Consider the following 16,755-nt stretch of genomic DNA (forward strand, 5'->3'; position numbering starts at 1 on the left):
CGGCCCCGGGTCGCGTGCGGTGGGCGACATTGCGCCGTTTCGGGACAGCGTGGCGGGACGGCGCGATAAGACGGCGCGGCGGGGACGGCTCGGGTATTCTTATGGCTCGTGTAAGGAAACTTCACCCCTGGCCACCTCGATCTGGAACCGCCTTTCATGCGCCTGTCCACGTTCACTCCGCTTACGCTGACCCTGCTGCTGGCGGCGTCGCCCGCCTTCGCCCAAGGCGCGGCCGACAGCGCCGCCGCGCCAGTCGGGCATGCCCGGCTGCACAAGATCGCGTCGTTCAAACACCAGGTCACGGGCGTCACGGTGGCCGCCGATGGCCGCATCTTCGTGAACTTCCCCCGCTGGACCGAGGACGCGCCGATATCGGTCGCGCAGCTGGGTGCGGATGGCGAGGTGCAGCCCTACCCCGACGCGCAGTGGAACAGCTGGCGCAACGCGAAAAAAGACCAGATCTCCCCGGGCGACCACTGGGTGTGCGTGCAGTCCGTCGTCGCGGACAAGCATGGCGGTCTCTGGGTACTCGATGCCGGCGCGCCGGCGCAGTCTGTCGTCGTCCCCGGCGCGGCCAAGCTGGTGCGCATCGATCTCGCGACGAACCGCGTGTCGCAGATCATTCCCCTCGACGCGACCATCGCCCTGCAGGGCAGCTATCTGAACGACGTGCGTTTCAGTCCCGACGGGCATACCGCGTATATCACCGATTCCGGCGTGCGTGGCGCCCTCGTGATCGTCGATTTGCCAACCGGCAAGGCGCGGCGCGTGCTCGACAACGACCCGAGCACGCAGACCGACAAGAGCGTGACCGTGATGCTCGACGATGAGCCGCTGCGCCGTCCCGACGGACGCGGCGTCGAGTTCTCCGCCGACGGCATCGCGTTGAGCGCCGACGGCGCTTTCCTGTACTGGCAGGCGGTCAAGGGCAGGACGCTGTATCGCATTCCCACCCAGAGCCTGCTGGATACGGCGCTGAGCCCGCAGAAGGTCGCCGCGAAGGTGGAGGCGGTCGGCGTCGACGGTCCCGCCGACGGGCTCGAATTCGATCGTACGGGACGGCTGTTCATATCCGGCGTCGAGGACCATTCGATCAAGGTGCGCGAGGGCGCCACCCTGCGCACCCTGCTGCGCGATCCGCACATGCGTTGGCCGGACACTTTCGCGCTCGGCCCGGACGGCACGATGTACGTCACCGACTCGCGCATTCCCGACATGAACTGGTTCAAACCGGGCAGCCCCAACGCCTTGCCCACGCGCCTGTACGCGATCGAGCAGAAACCCTGAGTCACGGATTTTCCCTGGCGCGGTCGCGCCGAAGATCGCTTGCCCAAAAAAATTACGTGCGGCTACACTGATGCCGCACGCCGACGCCGCCAGCGGACCGAACCGGGTTCCCTGGCGGCGTCGCGCCTTCCCCGGTCCGGACCGGCCGACGGGAAGCATGTCTGATGAAGTATCCAATGAAGTGTCCGATGAAAACAATGAACCCCATACCGACAATGCTGAAAACCACTCTGAAGGCCGCTTCGCTGGCCTTGCTGGCCGCGGGCGCGATGAGCGCGCACGCGGCGGGTACGCTCGTGTATTGTTCCGAAGCCAGTCCGGCCGGCTTCGATCCCGCGCAATACACGACGGGCGCCGATTTCACCGCGAATACCTTCACCGTCTACAATCGATTGGTGGAATTCGAGCGCGGCGGCACGAAAGTCGAGCCGGGTCTGGCCGAATCCTGGGAGGTCTCGCCCGACCAATTGACCTATACGTTTCACCTGCGCCACGGTGTGAAGTTTCACACCACCACCTATTTCAAGCCGACGCGCGATTTCGACGCGGACGACGTGATTTTCACGTTCGAACGCATGCTCGACCCCAATCAGCCGTTCCAGAAGGCCAATCCGGTCGCGTTCCCGTATTTCACCGACATGGGTCTCGACAAGCTGATCGCCCGTGTCGAGAAAGTCGACCCCTACACGGTCAGGTTCGTGCTCAAGGAAGTGAACGCCCCGTTCCTGCAGAATCTGGCGATGGAGTACGCGTCGGTCATGTCGGCCGAATACACCAGCCAGTTGCTGAAGGCGAACCGGCCGGGCGATCTCAATCAATTCCCGGTGGGCACCGGACCCTTCGTCTTCCGCGGATACACGAAGGATGCGACGATCCGTTTCGACGGCAATTCGCAGTACTGGAAACCGGGCGCGGTCAAACTGTCGAAACTGATCTTCGCGATCACGCCGGATGCGGCCGTGCGCGTGCAGAAGCTCAAGCGCAACGAGTGCCAGGTGATGAGCTATCCCCGTCCGGCCGACGTCCCCGCGCTCAAGGCCGATGCGGGGATCGACATGCCGTCCCAGGCGGGTTTCAACGAAGGCTATCTCGCCTACAACGTCCTGAAGCCGCATCTCGACAATGTCGACGTGCGCCGCGCGCTCGACATGGCGATCGACAAGAAGGCCATCATCGCATCCGTCTACCAGGGCGCGGGACAGGCGGTGTCGGCGCCGATGCCGCCCACGCAATGGTCGTACGACAAGAGTATCCGGGGTGCCGCCTACGATCCGGCGAAAGCCAAGGCGCTGCTCGCGAAGGCGGGCTATCCGAACGGTTTCGATATCGACCTGTGGGCTCTGCCGGTGCAGCGGCCCTACAACCCGAACGGCAAGGTGATGGCCGAGATGATCCAGGCGGACTGGGCGAAAATCGGCGTGCGCGCCAAACTCGTCACCTACGAATGGGGCGAATACCTGAAACGTGGCCATGCCGGCGAACAGGAAGCGATGCTCATCGGCTGGACCGGCGACAACGGCGACCCCGACAACTGGATCGGCACGCTGCTGGGCTGCGAGGCGGTGAAGGGCAGCAATTTCTCCAAGTGGTGCTACAAGCCGATGAACGATCTCGTGCTGCAAGGCCGCACCACGTCCAATATCGGCGAGCGCACCAAGATCTATATGAAGGCGCAGCAGATCTTTGCGGATCAATTGCCGTTCTCGCCGATCGCGAATTCGACCGTCTATCAGCCCGTGCGCAAGGAAGTCGTCGGTCTGAAGATCGAGCCGCTGGGTTATATACGCTTCGATGGCGTATCGGTTAAATAGACGCCATTCACTCGCGACGAAGCGCCGCCAATGCGCGTCGCGGCGGGACAGACGGCTCGAAGCCGGTCGTCTGTCGTTTCTCCCCATTGCGCCGTATCGAGATCTCTGAAGCGTTTTCGGTTTGATGGTATAAATGCATGATTGTTTATATTTTCCGAAATTGCCGAATTTAAGAGGTGTCGAATGAACGAATTGCAAAAACTCCTGAAGCAGAAAGCCGCGCTGGACGATAAGATCGCAGCAACGCGTCAGGCGGAAAAAGCCGAGGTGGTTGCCGATATCCGCACCAAGATCGCGATGTTCGCGTTCACGGAACGGGAACTGGGCCTGCACATGAAGGCGCCGCGGGTGGGCGCTCCGCAACGCAAGCCGAGCGCGGCGATGTATCAGCATCCGGAAACGGGCGTGACCTGGTCGGGTCGCGGTCGCACGCCGGGCTGGATCATCGGGCAGGAGCGCTCGCGGTTTCTGATCCAGGCGTAAAGCCGGAGCCTGGCGTATCCGTCCAGTACGATAAACCGGAGCGCGTCACGCCATGACAGTTCGTCAATTGAAATACCTGATGGTGGGTTCGCTGTTGATTGCCACTGCCTGCGCGCATGCGCAGACGACCTCGGCGACCTCCGGCACTTCCGCGCTCGATCGTGTGCGCATCGATGTGGCGGCGCCGTCGCAATCGGGATCGACGCCGGGCGAGGCTGCGCAGGACCCCTTCACCTATTGCTATTTCGCCAATAAAAGTTACTCGATGGGCGCGAAAGTGAACGGCCAGGTGTGCGTCCGGCCGAAGGACGAGCCCGGCGTCGTCTCCAGCGCGCCGCCGCCGCTGAAATGGGTATCGGCCGCGCAATTCGCCCACGGTAATTACTGACGCCGCCGATGTTCGACGGCGACCCGCGTGACGTCGCGTCGCCACGGCGTGCAAGGATATCCCATGAAAATGCAGGATCTGACGGGTAAGGTCGCGGTCATCACGGGCGCCTCCAGCGGTATCGGCGACGCCGCGGCGCGATTGCTGGTCGAAGAGGGCGTGCATGTCGTATTGGCCGCGCGCCGCCGCGACCGGCTCGACGCCCTGGCGGCGGATCTGGGCAGCGCCGCATCGGTGATCGAGACCGACGTGGCGGACGCCGCGCAGGTCAAGGCGTTGTTTGACGCGGTGCGTGCGCGTTTCGGCGGTCTGGACCTGTTGTTCAACAACGCCGGTCTGGGCATCAACGCCCGCTTCGAGAACAGCGATCCCGCCGACTGGAAGCAGATGATCGACGCCAATCTCTATGGCGTGCTCCACTGCACGCAGGCGGCGATTCCCTTGCTGCGGGGCCGGGACGGCGCGATGATCTGCTCGGTGTCGAGCGTGGGCGGCCGGTATGGCGTCGAGAACTGGTCGGTTTACAGCGCGACGAAGTTCGCGGTGGTGGGATTCCACGATGCGCTGCGCAAGGAGTTGGGACCGGAGCGCATCCGGGTATCGGTGATCGAGCCGGGCGCCGTCTGGACCGAGTTCGGCGAGAAAGTCAGCGAGGCCATGCGGAGCCGGCGCACGCAACTCGATGCCTTGACCTCGGAGAATGTCGCCCAGGCGCTCGTGTATGCCTTCGCGCAACCGGGCAACGTGCAGGTCGAGGAGATCCTGATGCGTCCGGTGCTGCAAACCGCGCCCTGAGGAGGGCCGGGGGCGGCGGGGCGGTGAACGACCGAACGACGTGCCGCGCGTCGGCGCCGCGGCGTCTCGCTCTCCCGTCTTGCCGCCCCGCTTCCTTGCATGCCGTGCCGGTTCCGTTCTGGAGCGATTCGTGCTTTACTCCCCGATTTGCGAAAGGGAATCAGACCCGTGCGTCTCGACAATGATCAGGAAAGCCAGAACGTAGAGGACCGCCGCGGCGATGGCGGTGGTGGCGGTGGCGGCTTCGGGTTCGGCGGCCGGTCCATCGGCATCGGCACGGTCGTGGTGGCGCTGGCGGCCTCCTACTTCTTCGGCATCAGCCCGTCGGTGGTGCTCAATGCCCTGTCAGGCGGCGGCGTGAGCACCCAACAGCGCGAGCAGACGCCGGGCGCGCCATCGCAGAATCACGCCATCGCACAGGACGAGAAAACCGTGTTCGTGCGCAAGGTGCTGGGCAATACCGAACGGACCTGGCAGGAAGTCTTCCAAACCCAGCTCCAGCGCAACTACACCGACCCGACGCTCGTGATCTACAGCGGCCAGACGCAGACCGCCTGCGGTACCGGCCAGACCGCGATGGGACCTTTCTATTGCCCGGCGGATCAACGCGTCTATATCGATCTGTCGTTCTACCAGCAGATGCGCGATCAGTTCGGCGTGGGCGGCGATTTCGCCCAGGCCTATGTGGTCGCCCACGAAGTCGGCCACCACGTGCAGAAGCTGCTCGGGATCTCCGATCAGGTCGATCGGGCGCGCGCGCGGATGTCGACGGTGCAGGCCAATGCGCTATCGGTGCGGGTCGAACTGCAGGCCGACTGCTTTGCCGGCGTGTGGGCGGCCGTCGCGCAGCGTGACAACCGGCAACTGATCGAACCGGGCGAGATCCAGCAGGGTCTGCAAACCGCCGCCGCCATCGGCGACGACCGCCTGCAGCAGGAGAGCGGCGGCCGCGTGATGCCGGATTCCTTCACCCATGGCACCAGCGAGCAACGCCAGCGCTGGCTCAAGCGCGGACTGGATTCGGGGGATGTGCGGCAATGCGACACTTTCGCGGCAAGCGCATTGTAGGGTCGGGAACGGGAAACGGTAGAATGACGACCCGTTCGACGCCGCAGCTTCACCCATTTCCCTTCGCCTGAGTTCCGAATGTCGAGTACAAACGATCCGTTCTTCAACGCCCTTCACGATATCGAGCGCTATGTCGAGACCGACGCGAAGGCGCTGGACGAGCTGCAGAGCTATCGGTCCGGCGTGCAGTTCGCGCTGTTCGCCATCGTCGCATCGATCAAGCTGTCGCCGGGTTTCGATACCGGCGTGCTGCGCCAGTTCATCCAGACCGCGATCGACAATCCCCCGGCCGAATTCGCCCGCGATCCCGTATTCCAGGAGCCGCTGTCGCTGCTGCTCGATCTGACCGGTCCTGCCGCCGTCGAAATGTCCTGACGGCGGCCCGGTACTGCGCGCGACCGCGTATCAGGTCAGCATCGGCGTGAAGTCCGGGTCGCCCTTGCGCATCGCCCGCCGGTACGCCTCGCGTTCGCCGATGCGTTGCAGGTAGGCCAGGATGTGGGGATAGGGCGCGAGCGACATCGGCAGGAAGTGCCGCATCGTCGTGAGCGAGAACACGATCGCGATATCGGCGGCGGTCAGCGCGTCACCCGCGAAATACGGCACGGCGGCGAGCCGGTTTTCGACGAGGTCGAAGGCATGGTCGAGACGTGCCTTGACCCCCGCGAGCACCGGATTGTCCGCCGGCAGGTTCAGGCGACGCAGCGACATATTGCGTCCCATCGCCGGTTGCAGCGTCCCGTTCGCGAAGTGGAACCAGTACAGATAGTCGGCGAATTCCGGCGCATCGGGTGTGGGCGCCAGGCGGCCCTGGCCGTATTTCGCCAGGATGTATTCGATGATGGCGCCGGATTCGGCCAGCACCAGCGGTCCGTCCGTGATGATCGGCGCGGTGCCCAGCGGATGCAGCGCCTTGAACTCGGCGGGCGCCAGTATCGTCACCGGGTCCCGTGGATAGCGCTTGAGTTCGTAGGGAAGGTTCAGTTCTTCGCAAAGCCAGATGATCCGCTCGGATTGCGAGATGCCGAGATGGTGGATGGTCAGCATGGAAATTCCTCGAAGGTGCGGCTGTCATGATGAGAGACCGCCCATGGGCGGCCGCATGGTCCATCATGCCGGATTTTTTCGCTAGAGACTCGTGACCGCCATGGCGACCGCGATGACCGACATGACCGCGGTGGCCAGCCAGCCGAGCGCGCGCAGCCAGCCGCGCACCACGAAGGCGCCCATGATGTCCTGGCGGGCGACGACCAGCATCACGACCACCATGACCGGCACCGCAATGACGCCGTTGATCACCGCGCTCCAGTAGAGCGCCTTCATCGGATTGATGGCGGTGAAATTGATGATCATGCCGAGCACCGTGGCCGCCGAGATCGTCAGATAGAACGCCTTGGCCTCGCCCAGTTTGCGCGAAAACCCCACGGGCCAGCTGCGCGCTTCGCCGATCGCATAGGCGGCGGAACCTGCCAGGACCGGCACCGCCAGCAGGCCGGTGCCGATGATGCCGCAGGTGAACAGCACCGCCGCGAAACGGCCCGCGAACGGTTGCAGTGCCTGCGCGGCCTGCGCGGACGTCTGGATGTCGAGGACGCCATGTATGTGCAGGGTGGCCGCCGCCGTGGCGAGGATCGCCAGCGCCACCACGTTCGACAGACCCATGCCGACCATCGTGTCGAGCCGGATGCGCCTGAGCGCCTGCGGTGCCTGCTCCGGCGCGTCGATCAGGCTCAGGCGGGTGGGATGGGCATGCATGTCCTCGACCTCTTCCTCGGACTGCCAGAAAAAGAGATAAGGACTGATCGTCGTGCCGAAGATCGCCACCACCGCGACCAGATAGGCCGCGTTCCACTGGATATGCGGCATGAAAAACTGCGTGGCGAGTTCGCGCCAGCGCACATGCGCGACCACCAGCACCGCGAGGTAGGCGAACAGCGAGACGGTGAACCATTTCAGTACCGCCACATAGCGGCTGTATCTGAGGAAGACCTGCATCGCGATGCAGATCGCCGAGAACAGCAGCACGTAGAGCCACTTCGGCCCGGGCAGCAGCAGGCCGGTCGCGTCGGCCATCGCGCCGAGGTCGGCGCCGAGGTTGGCGACGTTGGCGATCAGCAGCAGCGCGACCACCCCCTGCACGAGCCAGTTCGGATAATGCTGGCGCAACACGCCGGCGATGCCCTGCCCGGTGGTGCGTCCGATCCGCGCGCTGATCATCTGGATCGAAACCATCAGCGGATAGCTGAACAGGAGGGTCCAGGACAGGCCATAGCCGAACGCAGCGCCGACCTGGCTGTACGTGGCGATGCCGCTCGGATCGTCGTCCGAGGCGCCCGTGATCAGGCCCGCGCCGAGGAACCCCGCCAGCCGGGGTTTGGAGGGACCGACGACGGAGGGCGGGGGGGCGGACGCCTCGTCGTGTTCGGGCGCGTTGCGCATAGGAGAGGGGCCGTGCCGTGACGATGGAAGGAAAGTCCGCCGGCTCGCGGTGGAGGCCGCGGATGCCGGCGTTGTAGGGACGTATCGGACGTAGTGCGCCCGTAGGATACTGCACTCGCCCATGCGAGGGGAACGTTTCCGCGCGGCGCGCACAGCGCACCCTTTTGGGGCGGCGTGGACGCTACAATGAGGCCCCTTCCTCATTCGAACGGTTTCAGATGAAGGTCAGCAGCCGTCGCGACCGCCCGAGCGCGCCGCATTTCCTGCCGATGCTGTGCCTGGTCGGCAGCATCGTGTCCCTCGCCATCGGGACCTCGCTCGCAAAAACGCTGTTTCCGCTCATCGGGGCGGCCGGCACCACCTTCCTGCGCGTCGGGTTCGCCGCGGCGATCATGCTGGCGCTCCAGCGTCCGTGGCGCCAGCCGTGCGATGGGCGGCGCGCGCGCACCATCATCCTGTATGGCGCTCTGCTGGGGGCGATGAATCTGTCGTTCTACCAGGCGCTGCGCACCATTCCCTTCGGCATCGCCGTGGCGATCGAATTCATCGGGCCGCTGACGCTGGCGCTGCTGTCCTCGCGGCGTGCCATCGAACTGGTCTGGGTGGCGCTCGCCGTGGCCGGCATCGCGGTGCTTCTGCCGATCCACACTGGAATGGCGACGGCGTCCGCGCTGGATCCGCAGGGTATCGCCTTCGCGCTGGGGGCCGGTCTGTGCTGGATGCTGTACATTCTGGTGGGACAAAGACTGAGCGGCGGCCATGGCGGGCAGGCGGTGGCCTGGGGGCTTGTCGCCGCGGCGTGTTGTGTCGCGCCGTTCGGTGCCGGCCACATCGGTATCGCATTGCACGACCCCCGGCTGCTGGCGCTGGCGCTCGGCGTCGCGATCCTGTCCGGGGCGTTGCCGTACTCGCTCGACATGGCCGCGCTGCGGCATCTGCCGCGGCAGACCTTCGGCATTCTCCTGAGTCTCGAACCCGTCGTGGCCGCGCTCGCCGCCTGGATCCTGCTCGGCGAGCGCCTGACGGTGATTCAATGGGCGGCGATCACCAGCGTCATCGTCGCCTCGGCGGGCAGTGCCGTGACGGCGAACCGCGCACCGCGCGCGGCCCCGCCGGAAGCTACTTTGCCGTAGTGGCGCGCACCGTGTAGTCGTCCGCGATCAGGGGGTCGCCCGCGAAGAACCGCGGAAAGGCAGGCGGGTCTTCCGTCGCGCTCCCGGCCGGGATCGGTTCAAGCGGGAAACCGCGTTTCTCCCAGGCGTCCAGTCCGCCCCTGAGGGCGCGAATGTGATGGATGCCCTTGCGGCGCAGTTGGCTGACGATGCGTTTGGCGGTGGCTTCGTTCGGGCACACGCAGTACACCACCATCGGCCGTTCGAGGAGGGCGTCGTCGAGCTTCGACGACGACGTCAGATCGAGCGGCAGCGCGCCCGGGATCCGGTAGGCCTCGGCCCGCCGAATGACTTCGGGACGGGCATCGAAAATGACCGGCGGCGAGGCCGAGCGCATCATCCCGTCCAACTGGTCGGGCGTGATGCCCACCCGCGCGAGCCATTGGCGAAAACGCAGCCGCCTGAGCCAGCGGTACAGCAGGAAGACCCCTGCCAGCACGAGGAGGGCATCGGTCACGGTACCGCCATTGTGCCGGGCGAAAACGAAGAAGCGCGCGATCTGGTCGCGCAGCGCCGCGCCGCCGAGCAACCAGAAACTCGCCCATAGCGCCGCGCCCACACCGTCCCAAAAAAGAAACAGCCGGACATCCACGGAGGTCGTGCCCATCAGCGGCGGGGCCACCAGCCCGAGGCCGGGGACGAATTTCGAGACGGCCAGCAGGGGCGCGCCGAAGCGTTCGAAGCGGCCCCGCGCGATGCGGACCGCCGCATCCAGCGAGAGCGAGAAGCGCACCAGGCGGTTCAGCATCTTTCGCCCATGGGCGCGGCCCGTCGCGAACCAGAGCGAATCGGCCATCAGCGTCGCGATCATCGCCGCGGCGAGCATGCGCGGGAACGACGCCTCGCCCGCGGCGATCATCGTCCCGCCGACGATCAGCATCGGCGCGGCCGGGATCGGCACCCCGAGCTGCACGACTAGTACGCTCAGAAAGACCGCGCCGACGCCCCACTCGGGCGGCAGCGAGGTCGGAATGTGCAGCATGGTGAACTCCTGGATACCGGACGAGAGGGTGGGAAGCGGCGCTGCGGGGTTGCCTGGGCGTGGAGCCGGGGAGCGCATGAAACAGGCGTATTTCCCATCATAACCGGCGGTGCGCCGTCGCGTTCGTTGACACCGGCAATGCCTCCGGCGCCGAGAGCGCGAGCAGGGCGCGCAGATTCGGGGTCATCGTCCCCTTGCGCCAGACCAGCCAGGTTTCGCCGGTGCCGTGGGGCGCGTCGAGCGTGTGCACCGAAACACGCCCGCCGCCCTGCAGACCGGCGAGCACGCGTTCCGGCAGTAGGGCCACGCCCGCGCCCGCGCTCACGCAGGCCAGCATGCTGTGATACGACTCGATCTCGACGATGCGCGCGGGCATCGCGCCGTCGGCTTCGAACCAGCGTTCGAAACGGCGCCGGTACGAGCACGTCTGCCGGAACGTGAAGATGGCGCCCCCCGCGATGTCCGCGGGCCGCCGTATCGCCGGCTGGTCGCGTGCGGCGATCAGCACCAGGTTTTCCTTGTAAAGCGGGACGCCTTCGAGCGCCGGATGCAGGCTGATGACATCGGTGAAAGCGGCGGCGTACCGTCCCGCGACCACCTCGTCGATCACCGGCCCGGACAACCCCGTGAACAGCTCGAGCGAGACGGCGGGATAACGCTGGTGGTAGGCCGCCATCACCTCGGGCAGACGAAACGCCGCGGTGCTCTCGACCGCGCCCACCGTGAACCGGCCGCCGGGTTCGTCCGACGTGACGCAGCGCCGCGCCTCGTCGGTCAGATCCAGAATACGGGACGCGTAGTCCAGGAAATTCGTCCCGGCCGCCGACAGCCGGATGCGTTGTTTTTCCCGGATCAACAACGCGACGCCGAGTTCGGCCTCGAGTTGACGCACGCGCGTCGTCAGATTGGACGGCACCCGGTGCAGCGCCCGCGCCGCCTTGGCGATCGAGCCGTGCTGCGCCACCGCACGAAAGATCTCCAGCTGTGCCAACTCCATATGCTCTTCCAAAGTGAACAACTTGTTCTGAATTATTCATTTTACAGAAATGGTGGCGCTGCATAGTATGACGTTCTTTCCTGGAGACCGATCGTGCAGCCTGGACGTGTCGCCCTGACGGGCTTTTGTGTATTGATTGCGGTGATGGGCATGGGGCGCTTCGCGCTCACCCCGCAATTGCCGTTGATGCTGAACGAAGGCCACGTCACGCTCGCTTCCGCGGGCGTGCTGGCCTCGCTCAATTACGTCGGCTATCTGGTGGGCGCCGCCTGGGCGATGCGTTTGTCGTCCGGCCATGCGCGGTACCTGCGCATGGGCTTGTGGGCGACGACCGTGGCGACCTGCGTCTCCGCCCTGTCCGGCGACTTTTACTGGCAGGCGCTGTTGCGTTTCGTGGCCGGTATGGGTGGCGCCTGGGCGCTGGTCACCGTCACCACCTGGACGCAGGAACAGCTCGCCGCGCGCGCGCCGCGCCTATCGGCGACGGTGTTCGCCGGCCCGGGCGTCGGTATCCTGCTGACCGGTCTGCTGGCCATGGCGCTGGGCCGTCTGCACTGGACCTCGGCCGCGGACTGGCTGGTCTATGGCGGCGTCGCGCTCGCCATCACCCTGCTGTTTTCCGGCGCGCTGCCGCGCGACATCGCCGCGCGCGGTGCGTCGGCCCACATCGCCCACGACCCGTGGGTATTGACGCCGCCGCTGCGCAAGCTGCTGTTCGCCTACGCGCTGGCGGGCTTTGGCTATATCCTGCCCGCCACCTTTCTCGCGCAGATGGCCCATGCGCGCTTTCACGACAGCATCGTCGCGGACCTCTTCTGGCCCGTGTTCGGCACGGCGGCGGCGCTCGGCGTGGGCGGCGTGATCGTGATCGGCCGATCCTGCTCCCTGCGCTGGCGTCTGGCGGCGGCGCTGTTGACGCAGGCGGTGGGCGTGGCGAGCGTGATCGTGCTGCCCGGCGCGGTCGGCCTGACGCTGGGCGCCTTGTTGTGCGGCGGGTGTTTTCTCGCCGTCATGCTGCTGACGATGGGCATGGGGCGCGCGTTCGCGCCCAGGCATGCGCCGAAGGTCGTCGGGCTCCTGACCACGGGTTATGCGCTGGGTCAACTGCTCGGGCCGTTGGTGTCGTCGGCGATCGCGCATGCCGTCGGCTCGCTGACGCCGTCGCTGTGGCTGGCGACGGCGGGACTCGTGGTCGCGGCGGTGTTGGTCTGGGTGGCCGGCCGGCCCGCGGTGGCGGTCCGTGCCGGCGGCGCTACCGGATAGAACGCCATCGGCGCGAACCACGGCCCGCGTGCGGGCGCCGCGATTCCGCGAATGAGCGGCCGGCCGCGCCCGCGCGACGCGCGCGAGCATGACAAATCGCGATCACCCAGCGGGAAAGAAGCGATTCGCCGGGCGGGCAAGACCCAGGTGCTCGCGCAGCGTGTGGCCTTCGTATTCCGTGCGGAACAGCCCGCGCCGTTGCAACTCGGGCACGACCCGATCGACGAAGTCGTCGAGTCCGCCGGGCAGCCAGGGGAACATGATATTGAATCCATCGCATGCGTCGGCGTCCAGCCAGGCCGCCATCTCGTCGGCGATGCTTTGCGGCGTGCCCACGAAGGCCAGCCCCGCGTAGCTTCCCGCGCGTTCGGCCAGTTGCCGGATCGTGAGGTTCTGCGCACGCGCCAGGTCCACCATCCGGTCGCGCTGGCTCTTGCTGGCATTGGTCGGCGGGATCTCCGGCAGCGGGCCGTCGGGATCGAAACCGGAGACATCGTAATCGAGCGCCGCATTCAGCGAGCCGATGCCACTGTCGTAGTGGACGAGGCTATCCAGGTGGGCACGCTTGCGCCGGGCGTCGGCGAGGCTGTCGCCCACCACCACGAAAGCCGCGGGCAGTACCTTCAGGCCCTCGGGCGCGCGGCCGATCCGCCGCATGCGCGCACGGATGTCCGCGTAAAACCGCTGGCCCTTTTCCAGGGAACCCTCCGCGGCAAAAATCACCTCGGCGTGTTCTGCCGCGAACTGCCGCCCCGATTCCGACGACCCCGCCTGCACGATCACCGGCCAGCCCTGCACCGGGCGTGCGATGTTTAGCGGCCCGCGCACCGCGAGGTGCGGCCCCTTGTGGTTCAGCACGTGCATTTTTTCGGGATCGACATAGATGCCGGACGCCACGTCGCGCACGAAGGCGTCGTCGGCGAAGCTGTCCCACAAGCCCGTCACCACATCGTAGAACTCGCGCGCGTGCGCGTAACGCGCGTCGTGATCCATCTGGCTGTCGAAGCCGAAATTCAGCGCCGCGTCCGGGTTCGCCGTCGTCACGATATTCCAGCCCGCGCGCCCGCCGCTCAGATGGTCGAGCGAGGCGAAGCGCCGCGCCACATGGTACGGCGCGTCGAAGGTCGTCGACGCCGTGGCGATCAGACCGATGCGCTCGGTTGCGCCCGCCAGCGCCGAGAGCAGGGTAAACGGTTCGAACGACGTCACGGTGTGACTGCGCATGAGGGCGGGCGTCGGCATGTTCAGCACCGCGAGGTGATCCGCCATGAAAAACGCATCGAATTTCGCTGCTTCCAGCCGTCTTGCAAAGTCCCGCAGATGCACGAAGTTGAAGTTCGCATCGGGATACGCGCCGGGATAGCGCCAGGCGCCCGTGTGGATGCTGGCGGGCCGCATGAAGGCGCCGAGATGCATGCGTCGGGTGGAGGTCATGACTTTTTACCGTTGGAAACGCACTGAAAGAAACGCCGGAGCGAGGCGCGGACATCGCCGTCGACGTCAGGACAGGAAACTATTGTGCGGCCGCCGGCATATAACATTTCTTCTTGTCCTATCGCCATGCAATAGTAACGATAACTGCCATTTCGATTCATTGCAGGCGAAATGCCCTAGTAATATAACTGACATCAAAAAGTAATAATCCCCCATGCCAAAAAACAGACTGGTCGTCGCCGCCGACCCGAGCAGGTCGGCCGACCCAGTACGACAAGGCGATTCCGCAAGGATGGCGCGCTGCGGGAGGCGCGCGGCGGCAATGCTTTCGACGCCCCGGGCGGCGCTGCCAGGCGCATTCGCGCTGCTCTTTTTGCTGGCAAGCGGCCCGGCACGGGCAGATGAACGCTCATTCATCAATCTGAGCGATCTTCCTCAGGCAATGACCGAAAACGCCCTGGCCCGTCTCGCCGACGGATCGTCCCGTGGTTTCAACAGCGCCCGATGTGCGTCGGGCGATAATCCCGGCGGCAGGTCGACGTCGCTTCTGCTGGACGTCCAGTATGGCGCCTACAGCCTCTACAACCCTGCGACGAACGCATACGACAAGGTGAATCTGCGTAGCTACAATGGTTGTCCGATGGGTCCCACCGTGAGCATCAACCCCGGTGCCACGCTGCGGGTGTCCCTGAGAAACGATTTGCCGGCGGAGACGGCGTCGACGTGTCCCGCGGTGATGGATCCCACCACGCCGGCATGTTTCAATACGGTCAATCTTCATCTGCACGGGCTGCACGTGTCGCCTTCCGGTCATGCGGACAATGTGCTGCTGCACATCGCGCCGGGCGGCAGTTTTCAATACCGGTACGATATTCCGGCGAATCATCCCGCCGGTACCTTCTGGTATCACTCGCATAGCCATGGCTCGACCGCCATCGATGTCACGAGCGGCATGGAAGGTGTCCTGATCGTGCGCGGGACACGGACCGCCGCGGCCCGCGGGCAGAACGGCGGCGTGGCCGACATCGACACCATCCTGCATCGGCCGGTTACGAAAGCGGCCTTTCCGGAACACGTCTTTCTGTTTCAGCAGATCGAATACGGATGTTTCCAGGACGCGACCGCCACCGCGCCCATCGCGGATCCGACGACGTACGCCTGGCGCTGTCCTGGCGGAAAAGTCGGCGAGTTGCGCAACTACACCGCGCAATTGAATTTCATCGCGGACCCGCGCCCCGCCTACGCCGGTGAATTCAATTCGACCTGGTCGATCTCCGGGCGCTACACGCAGATCAACGGCGTGGTACAGCCCGTCTTTCCGTCGTCGAACGGTGTGGTTCCTGCCGGGGAAATTCGTCGATTGCGGCTGGTTCACGGCGGCAACCGCGACTCGATCAATTTCAAGATCGTAAAGGCCGACCTGAGTGCCTTCGGCATGAACATGACGGGAACCGTGGGAACCCCGCAGCTCGATGCCGCCACGCGGGCGGTGACGGCGTTGCTGAGCGGCAAGTCTCCCGCCGGGCAGACCACCACGCTGGACAGGATCTGCAGCGGCGAGGTGGTGGAGCAGGAGGAAATCGCCGTCGACGGGCTCACGCGAAGCGCCATCGTCGAAAAGGCGGTCAACCCGCTCAACCCGGGCTATCGCAGCGATGTCCTGGTCGCCTTTCCCTCGCCGGGTCTGTATTGCATCCTGGACGAGGCGGCCGACGCGGCAACCACGGTCAACTTCCGCGCGGGCGCGAGCCGGATCAAGGACCGGCGGCTCCTGTCATTCGCGCGGGTGGGGCCGGGCGTGAACATTCCCGAATACGCGACCGATGGGGCCGGGCACACCAAGTACTGGCAATATCTGCGCAATCAGCTGACGACGGCGAACGCGGATCTGCCCGGCGATGTGCTGGCGAATCTGCGCAACCTCAACACGACGGCCTTTGCGCCGCAGACGGAGATCGCGGGCGTGGTCAGCCAGAAGGTGCCGACCGTTTTCAGCATCGACAGGTCCACGGGGGTGAGCCGCTTCGTGATCAATGGGGAAAGCTACGACCCGAACCGCATCGACTACACGGCCACGCTGGGTACCGTCGACGAGTGGCGGGTATCCGCCTCGGCGGCGGGAGGGCATATCTTCCACATCCACATCAACCCCTTCGAGGTCGTCGATATCCTGAACGGCGCGGGCACGTCGATCTACGATACGACAGGCGCCTGCACCGCCGCGGAAATCGCGACCGGCGATACGCAATACTGCAGCCTGTATCACGTCTTTCGCGACACGATGTTCATCAAGGCGGGTTATACCGCGGTCCTGCATACGAAGTACGAGGACTACACGGGCGAATTCGTCATGCACTGCCATATTCTCGATCACGAGGATCAGGGGATGATGCAGAACATCCGCATCGTTTCGTCGAAGACCGCCATGTGGCGCAAGCTGGTGGATCCGATTCTCGCCGCGTCCAGGCGCACGGAAGACACCGTGCGCCTGTGGGCGGGATTGCCGGCACGCCGGTCGCCGCTGCTGGCCAACGGTTTGCTGGATGCACCGTTATGCAGGGCGCCCTCGAGCGGGCCGACGAGTTTTTCGGGATCTCGATCCCGCCTGTAGGAAATTGCAGTGGACCCGTCGGTCG

16 protein-coding genes are annotated in these 16,755 nt (G+C 65.5%); 10 read left to right on the forward strand and 6 right to left on the reverse strand.

The genetic code is table 11. The features are described from left to right. The first annotated feature begins 156 nt into the window (after window positions 1–156). The 7 genes from OVY01_RS04600 to OVY01_RS04630 all read left to right on the forward strand — a co-directional run bounded on the left by OVY01_RS04600 (window position 157) and on the right by OVY01_RS04630 (window position 6,207). Entirely contained in the window at window positions 157–1,287 is a 1,131-nt protein-coding gene (locus tag OVY01_RS04600) for an SMP-30/gluconolactonase/LRE family protein (RefSeq protein WP_267845986.1), read from the forward strand. Between the two features lie 215 nt (window positions 1,288–1,502). Further along, the gene (locus OVY01_RS04605) at window positions 1,503–3,098 is read left to right on the forward strand and encodes an ABC transporter substrate-binding protein (RefSeq protein WP_267845988.1); all 1,596 of its coding nucleotides are present in this window, start codon (window positions 1,503–1,505) and stop codon (window positions 3,096–3,098) included. Window positions 3,099–3,281: 183 nt separating this feature from the next. Further along, complete coding sequence (locus OVY01_RS04610; RefSeq protein WP_267845990.1) at window positions 3,282–3,581, forward strand: H-NS histone family protein; 300 nt, start codon at window positions 3,282–3,284, stop codon at window positions 3,579–3,581. Window positions 3,582–3,633: 52 nt separating this feature from the next. Continuing rightward, window positions 3,634–3,969: a hypothetical protein gene (locus OVY01_RS04615; protein ID WP_267845992.1), complete on the forward strand. Its 336-nt coding sequence runs from the start codon at window positions 3,634–3,636 to the stop codon at window positions 3,967–3,969. Window positions 3,970–4,032: 63 nt separating this feature from the next. Continuing rightward, entirely contained in the window at window positions 4,033–4,764 is a 732-nt protein-coding gene (locus OVY01_RS04620; RefSeq protein WP_267845994.1) for an SDR family oxidoreductase, read from the forward strand. Between the two features lie 168 nt (window positions 4,765–4,932). After that, window positions 4,933–5,832, forward strand: a complete 900-nt coding sequence (gene ypfJ, locus OVY01_RS04625; RefSeq protein WP_267845995.1) for a KPN_02809 family neutral zinc metallopeptidase — start codon at window positions 4,933–4,935, stop codon at window positions 5,830–5,832. 78 nt (window positions 5,833–5,910) lie between these two features. Further along, the gene (locus tag OVY01_RS04630) at window positions 5,911–6,207 is read left to right on the forward strand and encodes a hypothetical protein (RefSeq protein ID WP_267845996.1); all 297 of its coding nucleotides are present in this window, start codon (window positions 5,911–5,913) and stop codon (window positions 6,205–6,207) included. A 30-nt stretch (window positions 6,208–6,237) separates the two neighbouring features. Here OVY01_RS04630 and OVY01_RS04635 read toward each other — a convergent pair whose 3' ends face one another. Both OVY01_RS04635 and OVY01_RS04640 read right to left on the reverse strand, forming a co-directional pair. Then, on the reverse strand, window positions 6,238–6,879 hold the full coding sequence (locus OVY01_RS04635) for a glutathione S-transferase family protein (RefSeq protein WP_267845997.1): 642 nt from the start codon (window positions 6,877–6,879) through the stop codon (window positions 6,238–6,240). Window positions 6,880–6,960: 81 nt separating this feature from the next. Continuing rightward, window positions 6,961–8,271, reverse strand: a complete 1,311-nt coding sequence (locus tag OVY01_RS04640) for an Nramp family divalent metal transporter (RefSeq protein ID WP_267845999.1) — start codon at window positions 8,269–8,271, stop codon at window positions 6,961–6,963. Window positions 8,272–8,489: 218 nt separating this feature from the next. Here OVY01_RS04640 and OVY01_RS04645 point away from each other — a divergent pair, with 218 nt between their 5' ends. Continuing rightward, window positions 8,490–9,404: an EamA family transporter gene (locus OVY01_RS04645; protein ID WP_267846001.1), complete on the forward strand. Its 915-nt coding sequence runs from the start codon at window positions 8,490–8,492 to the stop codon at window positions 9,402–9,404. Here OVY01_RS04645 and OVY01_RS04650 read toward each other — a convergent pair. Together OVY01_RS04650 and ptrR are read right to left on the reverse strand one after the other, a co-directional pair. Next, window positions 9,391–10,425, reverse strand: coding sequence for a VTT domain-containing protein (locus OVY01_RS04650; protein WP_267846002.1), 1,035 nt, complete (start codon window positions 10,423–10,425; stop codon window positions 9,391–9,393). The genes OVY01_RS04645 and OVY01_RS04650 overlap by 14 nt on opposite strands. A gap of 97 nt (window positions 10,426–10,522) precedes the next feature. After that, complete coding sequence (gene ptrR / locus OVY01_RS04655) at window positions 10,523–11,422, reverse strand: putrescine utilization regulator PtrR (RefSeq protein ID WP_267846003.1); 900 nt, start codon at window positions 11,420–11,422, stop codon at window positions 10,523–10,525. Window positions 11,423–11,515: 93 nt separating this feature from the next. On the opposite strand from ptrR, the gene OVY01_RS04660 reads away from it, so the two are divergent. Further along, a complete protein-coding gene (locus tag OVY01_RS04660; protein ID WP_267846005.1) occupies window positions 11,516–12,685 on the forward strand; it encodes a YbfB/YjiJ family MFS transporter in 1,170 nt (389 codons plus the stop codon). Window positions 12,686–12,787: 102 nt separating this feature from the next. Here OVY01_RS04660 and OVY01_RS04665 read toward each other — a convergent pair whose 3' ends face one another. Together OVY01_RS04665 and OVY01_RS04670 are read right to left on the reverse strand one after the other, a co-directional pair. Then, on the reverse strand, window positions 12,788–14,119 hold the full coding sequence (locus OVY01_RS04665; RefSeq protein ID WP_267846007.1) for an LLM class flavin-dependent oxidoreductase: 1,332 nt from the start codon (window positions 14,117–14,119) through the stop codon (window positions 12,788–12,790). 66 nt (window positions 14,120–14,185) lie between these two features. Next, a complete protein-coding gene (locus OVY01_RS04670; RefSeq protein ID WP_267846008.1) occupies window positions 14,186–14,536 on the reverse strand; it encodes a hypothetical protein in 351 nt (116 codons plus the stop codon). Window positions 14,537–14,561: 25 nt separating this feature from the next. Between OVY01_RS04670 and OVY01_RS04675 the strand changes: the two genes are divergently transcribed. After that, window positions 14,562–16,730 carry a multicopper oxidase family protein gene (locus OVY01_RS04675; RefSeq protein WP_267846010.1) on the forward strand — a complete coding sequence of 723 codons (2,169 nt, stop codon included), beginning with the start codon at window positions 14,562–14,564 and terminating at the stop codon, window positions 16,728–16,730. Window positions 16,731–16,755 lie beyond the last annotated feature (25 nt).

This window comes from Robbsia betulipollinis, from assembly GCF_026624755.1.
GTDB lineage: Bacteria > Pseudomonadota > Gammaproteobacteria > Burkholderiales > Burkholderiaceae > Robbsia > Robbsia betulipollinis.